Origin of the sequence: Halomonas sp. H10-9-1 (assembly GCF_040147005.1) — a bacterium.
GTDB lineage: Bacteria > Pseudomonadota > Gammaproteobacteria > Pseudomonadales > Halomonadaceae > Halomonas.
Genome location: NZ_JAMSHO010000001.1, coordinates 412,454 through 430,142 on the forward strand (window position 1 = coordinate 412,454; position 17,689 = coordinate 430,142).

Consider the following 17,689-nt stretch of genomic DNA (forward strand, 5'->3'; position numbering starts at 1 on the left):
AAACGATTGGATTTAGCACGTTAGTGTAATATTGAGCATCGTCCACCACGATTGCTGAGCATGCTGCAGGATGGCGAACAGGTCGAACCGACGTCAGACAACCCCTTCTGGACGCTGAGCCTTTTGAGCTCGAGGTAGCGATTGGGAGCTGACGTGCGGATAGCCCATCAAGGTCCGATGCTCATCAGAGCATCATTAACGAGACCGGATATACGTGTGCAGTCGTACCTACCGACCATCGTGCCTCGTGCTTGCAAACGGGGAGGACTCCATATACGCCCAGGGAGGGGTTCACAGCGCCTCCTCATCGACCTGCTGCCGGGATTAGCCTCGAGCTTCCTGTATTGACTATTCACCGCCAAGCCCGAGCCCCCTATGACCACGCCCTTTGTTCATCTCCGCGTCCATACCGAATACTCCCTGGTCGACGGCCTGCTGCGTCTCAAGCCGCTGGTCAAGCAGGCGGCCGGGCTGGGCATGCCGGCGCTGGCCATCACCGATGAGGCCAACCTCTTCGGCCTGGTCAAGTTCTACAAGGCGGCCCAGGGCGCGGGGCTCAAGCCGATCATCGGCGCCGACCTGTGGCTGACCAACCCCCAGGATGAGGCGCACCCCTATCGCGTGACCCTGCTGGCCATGAGCGAGGTGGGCTATCGGCACCTGACCGAGCTGATCTCACGGGGCTGGATGGAGGGGCAGCATCAGGGCCAGGCACTGCTGCGGCGCGACTGGGTGCTGGAGCGCAGCGAGGGACTGATCGCGCTCTCCGGCGGGCGCGACGGCGAGGTGGGGCGCCACCTGCTCGGCGACCATCCCGATGCGGCCCGGGAGATCCTGGCGCAGTGGAATGCCGCCTTCCCCGGGCGCTTCTACCTGGAGCTGACCCGTACCGGTCGCCCCCAGGAGGAGGAGTGCCTGCACCTCTCGGTGGAACTGGCCGCCGAGAGCGGCACCCCGGTGGTGGCCACCAACGATGTGCGCTTCCTCGAGAAGGAGGATTTCTGGGCCCACGAGACCCGCGTGGCCATCGGCGAGGGCAAGGCGCTGGACGACCGGCGTCGCGAGAAGAAGTATACCGAGGAGCAGTATCTCAAGAGCCCCGAGGAGATGGCGGCGCTGTTCGCCGATGTCCCCGAGGCGTTGACCAACAGCGTGATGATCGCCGCACGCTGTAGCGTCGAGGTGCGCCTGGGCGAGATCTTCCTGCCCGAGTTCGAGATTCCCGAGGGCCTGACCCGGGACGAATACTTCCGCAAGGTCTCCCACGACGGCCTCAACGAGCGCCTGGACTTTCTCTACCCGGCCGCGCAGTACCCCCGGGATGGCGCCGAGTACGCCGAGATCGACACTCGCTATCGCCAACGCCTCGATTTCGAGCTCGATATCATCATCCAGATGGGCTTCCCCGGCTACTTCCTGATCGTGATGGACTTCATCCAGTGGGCCAAGGACAACGACGTGCCGGTGGGGCCCGGCCGTGGCTCCGGTGCCGGCTCGCTGGTCGCCTATGCCCAGAAGATCACCGACCTCGACCCCATCGGCTACGACCTGCTGTTCGAGCGCTTCCTCAACCCCGAGCGAGTCTCGATGCCCGACTTCGACGTCGACTTCTGCATGGAGAAGCGCGACCGGGTGATCGACTATGTGGCCGATCGCTACGGGCGTGACGCGGTGTCCCAGATCGTCACCTTCGGCACCATGGCGGCCAAGGCGGTGGTGCGCGATGTCGCCCGTGCCCAGGGCAAGCCCTATTCGCTTGGCGACAAGCTCTCCAAGCTGATCCCCTTCGAGGTGGGCATGACGCTCGGCAAGGCGCTCCAGGCGGAGCCGGCGCTCAAGGAGTTCCTCGACAACGACGAGGAGGCCGCCGAGATCTGGGAGATGGCCGAGAAGCTCGAGGGCATCACCCGCGGCACCGGCAAGCATGCCGGCGGCGTGGTGATCGCGCCTACCAAGCTCACCGACTTCTCGCCGCTGCTCTGCGATGAGGAGGGCAACGGCCTGGTGGTACAGTTCGACAAGAACGACATCGAGGACGCCGGCCTGGTCAAGTTCGACTTCCTGGGCCTGCGCACCCTGACCATCATCGACTGGGCGCTGGAGATGGTCGACAAGGTGCGCGCTGTCGAGGGGCAGGCGCCGCTGGACATCGACGCCATCCCGCTGGACGACAAGCCGACCTTCGAGATGCTCAAGCGCGCCGAGACCACGGCGGTATTCCAGCTCGAATCCCGCGGCATGAAGGAGCTGATCAAGCGCCTGCTGCCCGACTCCCTGGAGGACATGATCGCCCTGGTGGCGCTGTTCCGCCCCGGCCCCCTGCAGTCGGGCATGGTCGACGACTTCATCAACCGCAAGCATGGCCGGGCGGAGATCTCCTACCCCCACCCGGACTACCAGCACGAGCTGCTCAAGCCGGTGCTCGAGCCTACCTACGGCATCATCCTCTACCAGGAGCAGGTGATGCAGATTGCCCAGGTGATGGCCGGCTACAGCCTGGGCCAGGCCGACATGCTGCGTCGCGCCATGGGCAAGAAGAAGCCCGAGGAGATGGCCAAGCAGCGCGCCGGCTTCCTGGAAGGGTGTGAAGCCAACGGTATCGACAAGGATCTTGCCGGCAACATCTTCGATCTGGTGGAAAAGTTTGCGGGCTACGGCTTCAACAAGTCGCACTCGGCGGCCTACGGGCTGGTCTCCTACCAGACGGCCTGGCTCAAGGCGCACTACCCGGGGCCCTTCATGGCGGCGGTGATGTCCACCGAGATGGACAACCTCGACAAGGTGGTGCCGCTGATCGAGGAGTGTCGCAACCTCGGCCTCACGGTGACCCCGCCCGACGTCAACGTCGGCCGCTACAAGTTCAGCGTCGACGACCAGGCCCGTGTCGTCTACGGCCTGGGGGCGATTCGCGGCGTGGGCGAAGGCCCCATCGGTGCCATCGTCGAGGCCCGCGAGGCGGACGGCCCCTTCGCGGACCTGTTCGACTTCTGCCGTCGGATCGACCCCAGGCGCATGAACAAGCGCACCCTGGAGGCGCTGATTCGTTCCGGCGCCCTGGACTCCCTGGGGCCCAATCGTGCCGTGCTCAGTGCGGCCCTGGACGACGCCCTCAAGGCCGCCGCCCAGAACCAGGCCAACCAGAACCTGGGCATGATCGACATGTTCGGCGAGGCCTTCTCCGACGCCCCCGGCGAGAGCGAGGTCTACGCCGAGTATCTGCGGGCCCGCGAGTGGAGCGACAAGGAGCGCCTGGCCGGCGAGAAGGAGACCCTGGGGCTCTACCTCACCGGTCACCCCATCGACGAGTACGAGAAGGAGCTCGAGCGCTTCGTCTCCACGCGCATCGCCGACCTCAAGCCGTCCCGGGAGCCCCAGCGGGTGGCCGGCCTGGTGGTGGGGATGAGGACCATGAAGTCGAAGCGTGGCGACACCATGGCCTTCCTCACCCTGGATGATCGCACCGGGCGCATCGAGGCGTCGCTGTTCGGCGAGCTCTTCGACCAGCTGCGTGGCCAGCTGGAGACCGATCAGGTGCTGATCGTCGAGGGCGAGGTCGCAAGCGACGATTACTCCGGGGGGCTGCGCCTGCGTGGCAAGGAGGTCACCCCCATGGTCGCGGCACGCACCCGCTACGGGCAGGCGGTGGAGCTCTCCCTGGACGGGGCGGCGGTCAATGGTCGCCTGGTCGACTCGCTGCGCGAGAGCCTGGAGCCGCACCGGAACACCGAGGGGTTGCCGGTGCGGCTGCGCTACCGCAACGCCGAGGCCACCGGTTGGCTGGAACTGGCCGAGGAGTGGAAGGTGGCCCCTACCGATGAGCTGCTGATCGGCCTGCGCGAGGTGCAGGGCCAGGACGGGGTGCGACTCAAGTACCGCTGATACAGGGCGACGCCGGGCTCGCAGCTTTTCCGGCGAGGGGCGCCGGGTTAGCCCTGAGCCATGCTGGCGCCCGCTCGCTGCTGCCTTGCGCCTTGCGTTGAGGGTGCGATAATGCCCCACACTCTTTTTCATGCCGTCCTGGACCCCAGCTGGTCGGTCGGTGGCAGACGATGACAAGGCGGCTTGCTCATGAATCCCAACTATCTCGACTTCGAACAGCCTATCGCCGAGCTCCAGGCCAAGATCGAGGAGCTGCGGCTGGTCAGCAACGACAGCCAGGTCAATCTCAGTGACGAGATCGGTCGTCTCGAGGAGAAGAGCCGCAAGCTCACCGAGTCGATCTTCAAGGACCTTACCCCCTGGCAGGTCTCGCAGCTCTCCCGGCACCCCCAGCGTCCCTACACCCTGGACTATCTGGAGCATGTCTTCGGCGACTTCGACGAGCTCCACGGTGATCGGCACTTCGCCGATGACGCCGCCATCGTCGGCGGCGTGGCACGCCTCGACGATCGCCCGGTGATGGTGATCGGCCACCAGAAGGGGCGCGATGTCCATGAGAAGGTGCGCCGCAACTTCGGTATGCCGCGTCCCGAGGGCTACCGCAAGGCGTGCCGGCTGATGGAGATGGCCGAGCGTTTTGCCATGCCGGTCCTCACCTTCATCGACACGCCCGGGGCCTACCCCGGCATCGATGCCGAGGAGCGTGGCCAGTCCGAGGCGATCGCCTACAACCTGGCGGTGATGTCGCGCCTGCGTACCCCGATCCTGGCCACCGTGGTGGGCGAGGGCGGCTCCGGCGGGGCGTTGGCCATCGGTGTCTGCGACGAGCTGGCCATGCTGCAGTACTCCACCTACTCGGTGATCTCCCCCGAGGGGTGCGCCTCCATCCTGTGGAAGAGTGCCGAGAAGGCCTCCGACGCCGCCCAGGCCATGGGCATCACCGCCGAGCGCCTCAAGGAGCTGGGGCTGGTCGACACCCTGATCCCCGAGCCTCTGGGCGGAGCCCATCGCCAGCCGGTGACCACTGCCGAGCGGGTCAAGGAGGCGCTCTTGGGCAGCCTCGAGCGTCTCGATGCCATGGACACTGACACGCTGCTGGAGCGCCGCTACCAGAAACTGATGAGCTATGGCGCACCTGTTTAAGAGATGGCTGGGGAGCCTCTATGGGGTCAGACCCCAGCCAAATCGACCTATCTGGCCTGGTGCACGTTACCAGCGGAATCGACCCTGCCGGGGTCTGACCCCATAGGGCCGGCCTCGGTGACTCCCTTGCCAGGGGGCTTGCCATGTCCCTGCAATCCCTGATCGACGACGCCCTGGCCCAGACGCCGCCGGGGCGTTGTGTATGGATCGCCCTCTCCGCTGGCCTCGACTCCACCCTGCTGCTGACCCTCGCCGCCGACGCCTGCCAGCGCTTCCCCCGCCCGCTGCGTGCCATTCACGTCCACCACGGTTTGCAGGCCGCTGCCGACGCCTTCGAGGCGCACTGCCAGGCCCTCTGCCGGCGCCTGGGAGTGGCGCTGACCATCGAGCGCGTCAGCGTCGACCCGTCCGCTGGCCAGGGGCTGGAAGGCGCCGCCCGGGAGGCCCGCTATGCCGCTTTCGCCCGCCGGGTGGCCCCGGGAGAGACCCTGTGGCTGGCCCAGCACCGCGATGATCAGGCCGAGACCCTGCTGCTTGCTGCCCTGCGCGGGAGTGGCGTGCGTGGCCTGGGGGGCATGCCGATGGAGCGTGACTGGCGGCGGCGCCGTCTGCAGCGACCGCTGCTGGGCATCTCCCGGGCGTCCCTCGAAGCCGAGGCGGCGCGCCGCGGCCTCGCCTGGACGGAGGACCCCAGCAACGCCGAGTGTGACCAGGATCGCAACTATCTGCGCCATGCGATCCTGCCGCGGCTCGGCGAGCGCTGGCCCCATGCCGCCGGGTCGCTGGCGCGCAGCGCGGCGCTGTGTGCCGAGGCCGATGGCCTGCTGGCGGAATTGGCGGGGATCGACCTGGAGGGCCTGGGGGGGGATCCGGGGCGCCTGTCCCGTGACGGGCTGTCCCGGCTCTCGGCGGCGCGTCGTCGGTTGCTGGTACGCCACTGCTGTGGGCGGCTGGGCCTGGCGCTGCCGCCGGCGCGCCGACTGGAGAGCCTGCTCGCCCAGTTGGGCGCCCGGGAGGATGCCGAGACCCGGGTGGCATGGCCCGGTGGCGAGGCGCGGGTGTGGCGAGGGCATCTCTACCTGCTGGCGCCGCTGCCGATAGCACCGACCGGATGGTGGGTCGCCTGGGACGGACGCGGGCCCCTCGCCACGCCCTTCGGCGGCTGTCGGGTCTCGCTGGCGGGCCCGACGGGCGTGGAGGGGCGCCTATGGGCGATGCCACGGCGCGGCGGCGAGCGACTGTGCCTGGCCGGGCGTGGTCATCGCGACCTCAAGCGGCTGCTTCAGGAGCTGGGGGTGCCGCCCTGGGTGCGCGGGCGACTGGTGGTGATCCACGAGGGGGACACGCCGGTGGCGCTGCTCGACCCTGCCGTGGGGCAGTGGCTGGCGTTCGCCGCGGGCTGGCGAGGGGAGGGCGAGGCGCCCGGGGGCGCGGGCTAGCCGAGGCCGCGCACGCGGCGCGTGCCAACCACTGGCGCGAGGCGCCCGGGGGCGTGGGCTAGCCTCAGCGCCCCAGCAGCAGGTTGAAGCCGGCGGCCTGCTGGTAGGCGGCCTCCTGTTCCAGGTCGTTGAGCAGCAGCGCCGGGGCGCCGTCGCTGCCTGGGTCCAGCGCGAGGTCATCGCCCCTGGCCGAGAGCCGCGGTGCCTCGGGGGGCTGCTCGGGCCGCGAGTGGTTGAAGATCACCGCCAGGCGCAGCAGGCGTGCCAGCCGGGCATGGGAGTCACGATCGAAGGCCGGCAGTGCCTGCCACTCCTTGAGCGGGAACTTACGGCGATGGGCGCGTACCAGGAAGGCCATCAGGCGCTGCTCGGGTCGCGAGAAACCGGTCAGGTCGGAGTGTTCCAGCAGATAGGCGCCGTGGCGGTGGAACTGGCTATGGGAGATGGCCAGGCCGATCTCGTGCAGACGCGCCGCCCATTCGAGGAAGCGTGCCTGGACATCGCTCAGAGCCCACTCATCCCTGACCTGGTCGAACAGCGCCCGGGCCGTGGTCGCCACGTTGTCGGCCTGGCGCGCGTCCACCTGATAGCTGCGGCTGAGGCTGTCGAGGGCCTTGAGCCGGCTGTCTTCGGCGCTGTTGCGCCCCACCAGATCGTAGAGCACGCCCTCGCGCAGGGCGCCGTCGGAATAGCGCATATGCTCGAGCTCGAAGGCCTCGAAGATGGCGCCAAGAATCGCCATCCCGGCGGGGAAGACCCGCGCACGGTCGGGCTTGAGCCCCTCCATGGAGACCTTGTCCAGGCGCTTGGCCTTGATCAGTCGGTGGCGCAGCTCGACCAGCCCCTCGCGGGTTATCACCCCTTCCTGGGCGGCGCCACTGGCCGCCAGCACCGCGGCGGCAGCCTTGATGGTGCCGCTGGAACCCACCGGGTCGCGCCAGCCAAGTTCCCGATAGGGGCGGCGGATGTTGGCCAGCTCCGAGAGGGCGGCGAGCTCGGCCCGGCGCATGCGCTTCTCGCTGATTTCGCCGTCCGCGAAGAAGCGCCGGCTGAAGGAGACGCAGCCCATGCGCAGGCTCTCCAGCGCCAGGGGTTCGAAGCGTTCGCCGATGATGAACTCGGTGGAGCCGCCGCCGATGTCGACGATCAGCCGCCGTCCCTGCTCGGCCAGGGCGTGGGCCGCCCCCAGGTAGATCAGGCGCGCCTCCTCGCGGCCGGCGATGATCTCGATGCGGTGGCCCAGCTCCGCCTCGGCGCGCTCGATGAAGGCCTCGCTGTTGGCCGCCTCGCGCAGGGCGTTGGTACCCACCACCCGCAGGTGGTCGGGGGTGACGCCCTCGAGGAAGGGGGCGAAGCGCGCCAGGCAGCCCAGCGCACGCTCCATGGTGGCGTCGTCCAGGCAACCCTCGTCGTCGAGGCCGGCGGCGAGCTGCACCTTCTCGCCCAGGCGGGCGACCACCTGCAGGCGGTCGTCCTGGTAGTTGGCGACCAACAGGTGGAAGCTGTTGGAGCCCAGATCGATGGCGGCCAGTCGGCGAGGGGCGCTGGTGGCTTCCTGGGTGGCGATGGCCGGGTCCTGTGGCGAGATCATGGGGCTTCCTGTGGCGGGTCTGGAAAAAGGGTGCGGCCAAGTCGCGTCTCTGTCAATCGTCGCTGACGGCAGGGCTTGCGTTCATCGGCGGGCTTGTCTAGTATCGAAGCGTTCGCCTGTTCCGAATGCTTTCCGACCGAACCAGCGATCCCGTCTCGGTCATTTCCAAGTCGTCAGACAGCCCACTGTATCAGCCCGTGTTCCCGGCCTTATGGCTCCGAACCGCTGATCAGGCGAAACGAACCTGCTTCCTCGCTCTCGATATCGGTCCGGTGGCCCGGCAACCCTTGTGTGGTCTCCCGCCCATGGCCATTCGATGCATCACGACCAGAGGTGGCCTGTCCGGGCTCTGAACGCATCCGCAGGGCGCCTTCGTCTCGCCTCCTGTCGCTTTTCCTCACGGCGCATGCCGCCCGGCTTACCAAGAGCAACGTCTGAACACACCGATGAATCTTACCGAACTCAAGCAAAAGCCCGTGCCGGAACTGCTGGAGATGGCCCGCGAGATGGGCATCGACAACCTCGCACGTTCCCGCAAGCAGGACATCATCTTCGCCATCCTCAAGAAGCACGCCAAGAGCGGCGAGCCGATCTACGGCGATGGCGTCCTCGAGATCCTGCAGGATGGTTTCGGCTTCCTGCGCAGTGCCGACAGCTCCTATCTGGCCGGGCCCGACGATATCTATGTGTCGCCGTCGCAGATCCGCCGCTTCAACCTGCGCAAGGGTGACTCCATCTCGGGCAAGATCCGTCCGCCCAAGGAGGGGGAGCGCTATTTCGCCCTGCTCAAGGTCAGCGAGATCAACTTCGATCGGCCGGAGAACGCCAAGCACAAGATCCTGTTCGAGAACCTCACGCCGCTGTTCCCCCAGGAGCGGCTGCGCATGGAGATCGGCAACGGCTCCACCGAGGACCTCACGGCGCGGATCATCGACCTGGTGGCGCCCATCGGCAAGGGCCAGCGTGGCCTGCTGGTCTCACCGCCCAAGGCCGGTAAGACCCTGATGCTGCAGAACATCGCCACCTCGATTACCCGCAACAATCCCGAGTGCCACCTGATCGTGCTGCTGATCGACGAGCGCCCGGAGGAGGTCACCGAGATGTCGCGCACGGTGCGCGGCGAGGTGGTGGCCTCGACCTTCGACGAGCCGCCGGCGCGCCATGTGCAGGTTGCCGAGATGGTCATCGAGAAGGCCAAGCGGCTGGTCGAGCACAAGAAGGACGTGGTGATCCTGCTCGACTCCATCACCCGCCTGGCGCGCGCCTACAATACCGTGGTGCCGAGCTCCGGCAAGGTTCTCACCGGCGGCGTCGACGCCCATGCCCTGGAGAAGCCCAAGCGCTTCTTCGGTGCGGCGCGCAATATCGAGGAGGGCGGTAGCCTGACCATCATCGCCACGGCGCTGGTCGACACCGGCTCCAAGATGGACGAGGTGATCTTCGAGGAGTTCAAGGGCACCGGCAACATGGAGGCCCACCTCGACCGCAAGCTGGCCGAGCGTCGCGTCTATCCGGCGATCAATATCCGCCGCTCCGGCACCCGCCGCGAGGACCTGCTCGCCTCCGAGGACGAGATGCAGCGCATGTGGATCCTGCGCAAGCTGCTCAACCCCATGGAGGATACCGCGGCCACCGAGTTCCTGATCGACCGCCTCAAGGATACCAAGACCAATATCGAGTTCTTCGAGGCCATGAAGCGCCGCTGATCTCGCTCCCGCGCGACCGGGGGCGAAAAGCTGTGCAAGTGTTGTACGGGAATGGGAGGGGCAGCATGCTATGCTGCCCCTCTTGTCATTCTGGAGCCGGGACATCCGCATGAAGTATCAGGACCTTCGCGATTTCATCGCGGCGCTCGAGGAGCAGGGCGAGCTCCAGCGCATCACCGCCGAGGTTGACCCCTACCTCGAGATCACCGAGATCTGCGACCGCACCCTGCGTGCCGGGGGGCCGGCGCTGTTGTTCGAGAACGTCAAGGGCCACACCATGCCGCTGCTCGGCAACCTCTTCGGCACGCCGAAGCGGGTGGCCATGGGCATGGGCCAGGAGTCCGTCGAGGCGCTGCGCGAGGTGGGGGAGCTGCTCGCCTTCCTCAAGGAGCCCGAGCCACCCAAGGGCTTGCGTGACGCCTGGGACAAGCTGCCGATCTTCAAGCAGGTGATGAGCATGGGGCCGAAGCGGGTGCGCTCGGCCCCGGTGCAGGCGCTGGTCTACGCAGACGACGAGGTCGACCTCGACCGCCTGCCGATCCAGCACTGCTGGCCCGGCGATGCCGCGCCGCTGGTCACCTGGCCGCTGGTGATCACCCGGGGGCCCCACAAGAAGCGCCAGAACCTGGGGATCTATCGCCAGCAGAAGCTTGGCAGGAACCGCCTGATCATGCGCTGGCTCTCCCATCGTGGCGGGGCGCTGGACTTCCAGGAGTTCCAGCAGGCCCATCCCGGCGAGCCCTTCCCGGTGGCGGTGGCGCTGGGCGCCGACCCGGCCACCATCCTCGGCGCCGTGACCCCGGTGCCGGACTCGCTCTCCGAGTACGCCTTCGCCGGGCTGCTGCGCGGCTCGCGCACCGAGCTGGTCAAGTGTGGCCATGCCGACCTGGAGGTTCCGGCGTCAGCGGAGATCATTCTGGAGGGCTTCATCTACCCGGGCGACATGGCGCCGGAGGGGCCCTACGGCGACCATACCGGCTACTACAACGAGGTCGACCATTTCCCGGTGTTCACGGTGACGCGCATGACCATGCGCGAGAACGCCATCTACCACTCCACCTACACCGGCCGGCCGCCCGACGAGCCGGCGATCCTGGGGCTGGCGCTCAACGAGGTGTTCGTGCCGATCCTGCGTCGCCAGTTCCCGGAGATCGTCGACTTCTACCTGCCCCCCGAGGGCTGCTCCTACCGCATGGCGGTGGTGACCATGAAGAAGCAGTATCCGGGCCACGCCAAGCGGGTGATGATGGGGGTGTGGAGCTTCCTGCGCCAGTTCATGTACACCAAGTTCGTGGTGGTGCTCGACGATGACGTCGACGCCCGCGACTGGAAGGACGTGATCTGGGCCATCACCACCCGCGTGGACCCCGCACGGGACACCGTGATGGTGGAGAACACCCCCATCGACTACCTGGATTTCGCCTCGCCGGTTTCCGGCCTGGGCTCCAAGATGGGCCTGGATGCCACCAGCAAGTGGCCCGGCGAGACCGACCGCGAGTGGGGCGTGCCCATCGTCATGGACGAGGCCGTCAAGGCCCGCGTCAGCGAGCGCTGGCACGAGCTGGGCATCGATCTCCCCGACAGTATGAGCCCCTGACAATATGACCCCTGACAAGCGTACGAGGCATTCATGACGCCAAGGACCCTGACCTTTCTGGTCACCGAGGTCGAGGACCTCACCCCCGACGTCTTCCGCGTCCGGCTCGAGGGCCGCGCCGAGGCCGTGGCCCACGCTCCCGGCCAGTACCTGGAGCTCAAGCTCGCCGAGGACGTCTGGGTACCCTTCTCCATCGCCAATGCCCACGCCGGCGATGGCGAGATCGAGCTGCATATCCAGCACTGGCCGGAGCGCGACAACTCCGCCCGCTTGCGCGAGAGGGTCAAGGTGGCCAATCGCCTGACCCTGCGCCTGCCCAGCGGCGACTGCGTGCTGGACCCGGACAGCCGACGCCCGCTGCTGCTGATCGCCGCCGGCACCGGCTTCGCCCAGATGAAGGCGCTCGTGGAGGGCGCACTTGCGGCCGATCCCGCACGCGAGATCGCCCTGTGGTGGGCCGCACGCGAGGCGCGCGACCTCTACCTGGAGCGCCTGCCCCGGGAGTGGGCCGAGTCTCATGCCAACGTCATCTTCCATCCGGTGACCGAGGTGGCCCCGGAGCTGCCCTGGGCCGGCGAGCGGGTGGCGGGCCATCGCGGCCGCATCGACCAGGCCCTGGCCGCAGGGCTCGACGATGTCTCCGGCCATGACGTCTACCTCTCCGGCTCGCCGGGCATGGTCTACGCCTGCGTGGACGTGCTCGCCTCCCTGGGCCTCGCGCCCTCGCGGGTCTTCTCGGATGTCTTCGCCTATGCGCCGCGCGACCCCATCGTGCCCACCGTCGGCAGCCTGCGGCGCGAGGCCGACGCATGAGTGCCTCGCCGATCCTGATCACCGGCGGCGCCCAGCGCCTGGGGCGCCACTGTGCCGAGCAACTGGTCAATGACGGCCATCCGGTGATCATCAGCTACCGCCGCGAGCGTCCCGAGCTCGAGGCGCTGCGCGAGCGAGGCATCATCACCCTGCAGGCGGACTTTGCCAGCGAGGAGGGCATCCTCGACTTCCTCGCGCGTCTCAAGGCCGAGACGCGCTCGCTGCGCGCCATCGTGCACAACGCCAGCGACTGGGCGCCCGACTCCACCGGCCCCGAGGCGGGCGCCACCTTCGAGCGGCTGTTCCGGATCCATATGCTGGCGCCCTACCTGATCAACCTGCACGCCCGCGAACTGCTCGCGGCGTGCAGCGAGCCCCAGCGCGATATCGTGCACATGACCGACTACGTGGTGCAGAAGGGCTCCAGGAAGCACGCCGCCTACGCCGCCAGCAAGGCCGGGCTCGACAACCTGACGCTGTCGTTCGCCGCGCTGTACGCCCCCGACATTCAGGTCAACGCCATCGCCCCGGCGTTGATCATGCTCAATGAGGGTGACGACGAGGCCTATGCCGAGAAGGCCCGGGCCAAGTCGGCGATGCAGAAGGTCCCCGGCCCCGGGGTGATCTACCAGACCCTGCGCTACCTGCTCGACAACCGCTACGTCACCGGCGCCACCCTGCCGGTGGACGGCGGGCGCCACCTGGCATAGCACAGCCTGCGACTTTCGGCACCGTGCCGAGGCACGCCAACTTCGCTAGAATAGGCGCCACCCCATACCCCAACCCTGACGCAAGCGAAGGAGCGACATATGGCGGGACACGACGAGAACTTCCGCGACAGCAGCGGCCTGCTTTCCATCATCATGGGCCTGATCGCGTTGGTGGCCCTGAGCTGCCTGCCGGCCACCATCGGCTGGTATCAGCTGTTTGCCGGCTGAGCCGCATGGCGGGCCTTGCCAGCCATGCCGCAATGCGGCAGGATAAAGCGAATGCTCAGGAGAACCCCATGATCGCAGCCGTCACCCCGCGCCTCCCCCAACACGCCGTCATCGGCCGTGGGGCGTCGTCGTGCGTGGCCGCGAGCGGCTTCTGGTATGGCTATTTTATGACCGGTGTGCCGGCGGCCATGTCCTGAGTGAAAGACGCGACATCGCCGGAGGCGCACCCACCAGGGCCGCCTCCACCAGAACCCCCGGACGGCAGCCCCGCCCGGGGGTTCTGCGTTTCAGGGCACTGCATGACACAACAGACATCGAGGAGAGAGACCATGACCGCATCCATCGCCATTCGCCAGAACCGGGACCGCATGGGCTATTACAGCTACTGGCGATTTAGCGAGCTGCGGTCGGTCCACTCCGCCACGTCCGACCGTAGCGAGATCGGTGGCACCCGACAGACACGATGTATGACCGCTACCCGGAGTTGATGACACCATGAACGCTACCCTCGCCGCCGCCCACCTGAACGAATCATCGCGCGCTGCCGCCACCCCGGCCGCCAATCCGCTCGCCAATCCGGCCGCCAATCCGCCCCGGGCGTTGCCCACGCCTGGCGAGCTGTGCCGCGAGTTGCCGCTTTCCGCCGACTCGGTGCGCCGGGTCGACGACCAGCGTCGCGCCGTGCATGACATCCTTGCCGGTCGCGATGACCGCCTATTGGTGGTGGTCGGTCCCTGCTCCATCCACGCCCCCGAGGCGGCACTGGAGTACGCCCACCGGCTGGCGGAGCTGGCCGCCAGGGTGGATGATCGCCTGCTGCCGGTGATGCGGGTCTATGTGGAGAAGCCGCGCACCACTGTGGGCTGGAAGGGGCTCGCCTACGATCCCGACCTGGACGGCAGCGGCGACATGGCGCGTGGCCTCGAGGTCTCGCGTCGGTTGATGCGCGAGGTGGTCGCCCTGGGATTGCCGGTGGCGACCGAACTGCTGCAACCGATGCTGGCGCCCTATCTCGAGGACCTGCTCGCCTGGGTGGCGATCGGCGCCCGCACCACCGAGTCCCAGCTGCACAGAGAGCTGGCCAGCGGCCTCTCGGCGGCGGTGGGCTTCAAGAATGCTACCGGCGGCGACATCGGTGTGGCCCTGGATGCCATGCGCGCCGCCGCCCACCCCCACAGCCACTTCGGCATGGACGCCGAGGGGCGGCCGGTGATCCGCGATACCGCCGGCAACCCGCACACCCAACTGGTGCTGCGTGGCGGTCATGGCGAGCCCAACTACCAGGCGCCCCACGTACGTGCGGCGCGTCGGGCGCTGGAGGAGGCGGGCCTCTCACCGCGGCTGATGGTCGACTGCAGCCACGCCAATGCGCGCAAGGACCACCGCCGCCAGAGTGAGGTGCTGCTCGACGTGCTGGCCCAGCGCCAGGCCGGCGAGACGGCGATCGCCGGCCTGATGCTGGAGAGCCACCTTCATGAGGGTAGGCAGGCACTGGAGCCGGGGCGGCTGCGCCACGGGGTCTCGGTCACCGACGCCTGCATCGGCTGGGAGACCACCGAACACCTGCTGCTCTCCGCCGCCGAGCGGCTGCGCTGACAGCGCCTCTTAGCGAGGAGCGCCGGGGGAAGGCCGAAGAGGAGGTCCGAGGACCAAGGATGGCCGAGGTAGCGTACAGGGACGTATTCACAGCGCCTCCTCGCAGGCCTTTACCCGGGTTAGCCCGAGCGATTTCGGTTATAGCGTCTGCTGTACCGTGGTTAAAGATCCCGGGATAATGCCCACGATCGTTGATTCGCCATCCAGGAGAGCGTCATGCCGTTCCAGTTCGAGGAACACGACCCCGAGACCTACCGCCGCAAGGGGCGCTTCATCAGCCTGGCCATGGCCGGTCAGCTGGCCGTCTTCGGGCTGGTGTTCGCCCAACTGCTGCAGGCCGCCTTCGACGGCGGGTTCTGGCTCAACGTGCTGGGCGTGGTGCTGGGCCTGGTGGCCACCAGCCTGGTGTTCGCCGTGTTGCGTGAGCGACCCTGGATGGCCGAGGTGCGCTATGTTTGGCAGCTCAAGCACCACCTCTCCCGGGTCAGCGGCTACCTGCCGGCCCTGCGGCGTGCCGTGGAGGAGGGCAATGACACCGCCCTGGACCTCCTCGCCTTCTACCACCAGGGCATGGTGCAGCTCGCCGAGCTCAATGGGCGCACCCTGGACGACGATGCCGAGGCCGTCGCCCAACGCATGAAGGTGCGCCTGGCCCGGGAGGCGCGCGGCCTGCCCGAGCGGGTCGATGGCTTCGACCCCCACGACCTGGCGGCCTTCCGCAGGGGATAAGCCTCCCGGCCAAGCGTCTGCCCGCCGCTTCATCGGTCTGTCACCTTGTTCGCCTAGCCTGACCTCGTCCTGGAGGCGTCCCCACGCCTCCTTCCCGTCGACGAGGAGTTCCCCATGAGCAAGGAAATCGAGGATCATCGCGACCTCAACCCGGGTACCAACGAGCCTTTCGCCTCCGTTCTCGACCGCCATGTCTCCCGGCGCAGCGTGATGCGCGGTGGCCTGGGGCTGGCGGCCGCCTCGATGCTGGGCTTCGGCGGTGCCGCCCAGGCGCTGGCCGCGAGCACCCAGCACGAGAAGACGCCACTGCGCCTGGCCTTCGAGTCGATCGCCGGCTCACGCAGCGATGCCGTGGTGGTGCCGCCGGGTTACACCGCCCAGGTGCTGGTGCCCTGGGGCACGCCGCTGTCGGGCGAGGCAGCGGAGTGGAGCGCCGACTTGGCCATGACGCCCGAGCGCCAGGCACAAAGCGTGGGCATGCACCATGACGGCATGCACGGCTTCCCGCTGGAGGAGGCGAGCGCCTCGCGCCGCTTCGTGCTGGCGCTCAACAACGAGTACATCGACCAGCAGGCGCTGTGGGCGCCCCAGGGCGGCCCCACCAACGCCGAGGAGGGCGCGCGCCCCGCCGAGGAGTCGCGCACCGAGATCAACGCCCACGGCGTGACCCTGGTGGAGGTGAAGCGGGACGACGACGGTCGCTGGACGCATGTACCGGGCTCCCCCTACAACCACCGCTTCACCAGCGCGACCGAGATGGAACTGGCCGGCCCGGTCGCCGGCAGCGACTACGTCAGGACCCGGTTCTCGCCGGAGGGGCGCCTCACCCGCGGCACCAACAACAACTGCGGCAACGGCTTCACCCCCTGGGGCACCTACCTGGCCTGCGAGGAGAACTGGCCCAACATCTTCGTCAACACCGGCGAGCGTTTCGCCGACGACGCCCGCATCGGGATTCCCACCCAGCGTGGCCGCTACGGTTGGGAGACCTCGGCGGGGGATCCCAGCGAGGAGAATGACGAGTTCGCTCGCTTCGACATCACCCCGCGCGGTGCCGATGCCGGCGAGGATTACCGCAACGAGGCGCGCACCTTCGGCTACCAGGTGGAGATCGACCCCTACGATGGCAGCCGCCGTGCCGTGAAGCGCACCGCCCTTGGCCGCTTCCGCCACGAGGGGTGCTGGCTCGGCAAGCTCGAGCCGGGCCAGCCGGTGGTCTTCTACTCCGGCCACGATGCCCGCAACGAGTACATCTACAAGTTCGTCTCCGCCGCGGCCTGGGACCCGGCCGATGCCAACCGCCCCGGTGCGACCTATGATCGCCTGGCGATCGGCGCCAAGTATCTGGACGAGGGAACCCTCTACGCCGCCCGCTTCGATGCCGACGGCAGCGGCGCGTGGCTGCCGCTGACGCCGCAGGCGAAGAGTCGTGAGGGGCGCCCGCTTCACGAGGCCCTGGGGCTGGCCGCCGATGACCAGGCCGGCATCCTCATCCATACCTGCGATGCCGCCGACCTGATGGGCGCCACGCCCATGGACCGTCCCGAGTGGGCCAGCGTCGACCCCGCCTCCGGCGAGGTCTATATCACCCTGACCAACAACAGCCAGCGCACCGAGGCGGGCAGCGAGGCGACCTATACCAACGAGGGGGGCGCCATCGATGAGCTCGGAGTGGGCTTTGCCACCGCACCAATCAACGAAGCCAACCCACGCCCCGACAACGGCGCCGGGCATATCATCCGCTGGCGTGAAGGCAGCGACGAAATGCGTTTCGCCTGGGAGGTCTTCGTCTTCGGCGCCGCCGCCACCGACGGCGACAACCGCTCGGGCCTGACCGAGGCCAATCAGTTCGCCAGCCCCGATGGCCTGTGGTTTGACGATCGTGGCGATGGCCAGGGCATCCTGTGGATCCAGACCGATAACGGCTACGACGGCGTCGCCGAGCACACCAACGACCAGTTGCTGGCCGTGGTGCCGGGTGCCCTGGAGGGGGGCGTGGTCACGCCCGAGACCCAGCAGCACCTCAAGCGCTTCGCGGTGGGCCCCAATGGCTGCGAGGTCACCGGGATCTTCGCCACGCCGGACAAGACCGCGCTGTTCATCAACATCCAGCATCCGGGCAACTGGCCGGCCTCCGAGGATGCCTCCGAACAGACCAAGGGCAAGGTGCGTCCGCGGGCGTCCACCGTGGTGATCCAGCGCCAGGATGGTGGCCAGATCGCCGTCTGACCCGGCTTCGCCGGGAGCTGTAAGCCGTA

13 protein-coding genes are annotated in these 17,689 nt (G+C 67.9%); 12 read left to right on the forward strand and 1 reads right to left on the reverse strand.

Annotation, left to right across the window (positions count from 1 at the left end; all coding sequences use genetic code 11):
* Positions 1-375 precede the first annotated feature (375 nt).
* The 3 genes from dnaE (at position 376) to tilS (ending at position 6,461) form a co-directional block, all read left to right on the forward strand.
* Positions 376-3,879 (forward strand): DNA polymerase III subunit alpha, encoded by a 3,504-nt coding sequence (gene dnaE / locus NFH66_RS01920; protein ID WP_349607911.1) that lies wholly within the window; start codon positions 376-378, stop codon positions 3,877-3,879.
* Positions 3,880-4,068: 189 nt separating this feature from the next.
* Entirely contained in the window at positions 4,069-5,022 is a 954-nt protein-coding gene (gene accA, locus NFH66_RS01925; protein WP_349607913.1) for an acetyl-CoA carboxylase carboxyl transferase subunit alpha, read from the forward strand.
* Positions 5,023-5,165: 143 nt separating this feature from the next.
* Positions 5,166-6,461 carry a tRNA lysidine(34) synthetase TilS gene (gene tilS, locus NFH66_RS01930; protein WP_349607915.1) on the forward strand — a complete coding sequence of 432 codons (1,296 nt, stop codon included), beginning with the start codon at positions 5,166-5,168 and terminating at the stop codon, positions 6,459-6,461.
* 64 nt (positions 6,462-6,525) lie between these two features.
* Here the strand turns inward: tilS and ppx are convergent, their stop codons facing one another.
* The gene (gene ppx, locus NFH66_RS01935) at positions 6,526-8,052 is read right to left on the reverse strand and encodes an exopolyphosphatase (protein WP_349607917.1); all 1,527 of its coding nucleotides are present in this window, start codon (positions 8,050-8,052) and stop codon (positions 6,526-6,528) included.
* A gap of 446 nt (positions 8,053-8,498) precedes the next feature.
* Between ppx and rho the strand changes: the two genes are divergently transcribed.
* The 9 genes from rho to NFH66_RS01980 all read left to right on the forward strand — a co-directional run bounded on the left by rho (position 8,499) and on the right by NFH66_RS01980 (position 17,660).
* Positions 8,499-9,758 (forward strand): transcription termination factor Rho, encoded by a 1,260-nt coding sequence (gene rho / locus NFH66_RS01940; RefSeq protein ID WP_349607919.1) that lies wholly within the window; start codon positions 8,499-8,501, stop codon positions 9,756-9,758.
* Between the two features lie 109 nt (positions 9,759-9,867).
* Positions 9,868-11,355, forward strand: a complete 1,488-nt coding sequence (ubiD, locus tag NFH66_RS01945; RefSeq protein WP_349607921.1) for a 4-hydroxy-3-polyprenylbenzoate decarboxylase — start codon at positions 9,868-9,870, stop codon at positions 11,353-11,355.
* Positions 11,356-11,388: 33 nt separating this feature from the next.
* Positions 11,389-12,168, forward strand: a complete 780-nt coding sequence (locus NFH66_RS01950; RefSeq protein ID WP_349607923.1) for an NAD(P)H-flavin reductase — start codon at positions 11,389-11,391, stop codon at positions 12,166-12,168.
* Complete coding sequence (gene folM, locus NFH66_RS01955; RefSeq protein ID WP_349607925.1) at positions 12,165-12,878, forward strand: dihydromonapterin reductase; 714 nt, start codon at positions 12,165-12,167, stop codon at positions 12,876-12,878. Before NFH66_RS01950 ends, folM begins: the two co-directional genes overlap by 4 nt.
* Before the next feature lie 99 nt (positions 12,879-12,977).
* Positions 12,978-13,106: a hypothetical protein gene (locus NFH66_RS01960; RefSeq protein ID WP_349607927.1), complete on the forward strand. Its 129-nt coding sequence runs from the start codon at positions 12,978-12,980 to the stop codon at positions 13,104-13,106.
* Between the two features lie 68 nt (positions 13,107-13,174).
* Entirely contained in the window at positions 13,175-13,303 is a 129-nt protein-coding gene (locus tag NFH66_RS01965) for a hypothetical protein (protein WP_349607929.1), read from the forward strand.
* Between the two features lie 298 nt (positions 13,304-13,601).
* Entirely contained in the window at positions 13,602-14,702 is a 1,101-nt protein-coding gene (locus tag NFH66_RS01970) for a 3-deoxy-7-phosphoheptulonate synthase (RefSeq protein ID WP_349607931.1), read from the forward strand.
* Between the two features lie 216 nt (positions 14,703-14,918).
* Positions 14,919-15,431, forward strand: a complete 513-nt coding sequence (locus NFH66_RS01975; protein ID WP_349607933.1) for a DUF3087 family protein — start codon at positions 14,919-14,921, stop codon at positions 15,429-15,431.
* Between the two features lie 114 nt (positions 15,432-15,545).
* A complete protein-coding gene (locus tag NFH66_RS01980; RefSeq protein WP_349607935.1) occupies positions 15,546-17,660 on the forward strand; it encodes a PhoX family protein in 2,115 nt (704 codons plus the stop codon).
* Positions 17,661-17,689 lie beyond the last annotated feature (29 nt).

Excerpts from the sequence above, each read along its gene's own strand:
- dnaE (WP_349607911.1), top strand. The coding sequence starts at position 376 with ATGACCACGCCCTTTGTTCATCTCCGCGTCCATACCGAATACTCCCTG.
- accA (WP_349607913.1), top strand. The coding sequence starts at position 4,069 with ATGAATCCCAACTATCTCGACTTCGAACAGCCTATCGCCGAGCTCCAG.
- tilS (WP_349607915.1), top strand. The coding sequence starts at position 5,166 with ATGTCCCTGCAATCCCTGATCGACGACGCCCTGGCCCAGACGCCGCCG.
- ppx (WP_349607917.1), bottom strand. The coding sequence starts at position 8,052 with ATGATCTCGCCACAGGACCCGGCCATCGCCACCCAGGAAGCCACCAGC.
- rho (WP_349607919.1), top strand. The coding sequence starts at position 8,499 with ATGAATCTTACCGAACTCAAGCAAAAGCCCGTGCCGGAACTGCTGGAG.
- ubiD (WP_349607921.1), top strand. The coding sequence starts at position 9,868 with ATGAAGTATCAGGACCTTCGCGATTTCATCGCGGCGCTCGAGGAGCAG.
- NFH66_RS01950 (WP_349607923.1), top strand. The coding sequence starts at position 11,389 with ATGACGCCAAGGACCCTGACCTTTCTGGTCACCGAGGTCGAGGACCTC.
- folM (WP_349607925.1), top strand. The coding sequence starts at position 12,165 with ATGAGTGCCTCGCCGATCCTGATCACCGGCGGCGCCCAGCGCCTGGGG.
- NFH66_RS01960 (WP_349607927.1), top strand. The coding sequence starts at position 12,978 with ATGGCGGGACACGACGAGAACTTCCGCGACAGCAGCGGCCTGCTTTCC.
- NFH66_RS01965 (WP_349607929.1), top strand. The coding sequence starts at position 13,175 with ATGATCGCAGCCGTCACCCCGCGCCTCCCCCAACACGCCGTCATCGGC.
- NFH66_RS01970 (WP_349607931.1), top strand. The coding sequence starts at position 13,602 with ATGAACGCTACCCTCGCCGCCGCCCACCTGAACGAATCATCGCGCGCT.
- NFH66_RS01975 (WP_349607933.1), top strand. The coding sequence starts at position 14,919 with ATGCCGTTCCAGTTCGAGGAACACGACCCCGAGACCTACCGCCGCAAG.
- NFH66_RS01980 (WP_349607935.1), top strand. The coding sequence starts at position 15,546 with ATGAGCAAGGAAATCGAGGATCATCGCGACCTCAACCCGGGTACCAAC.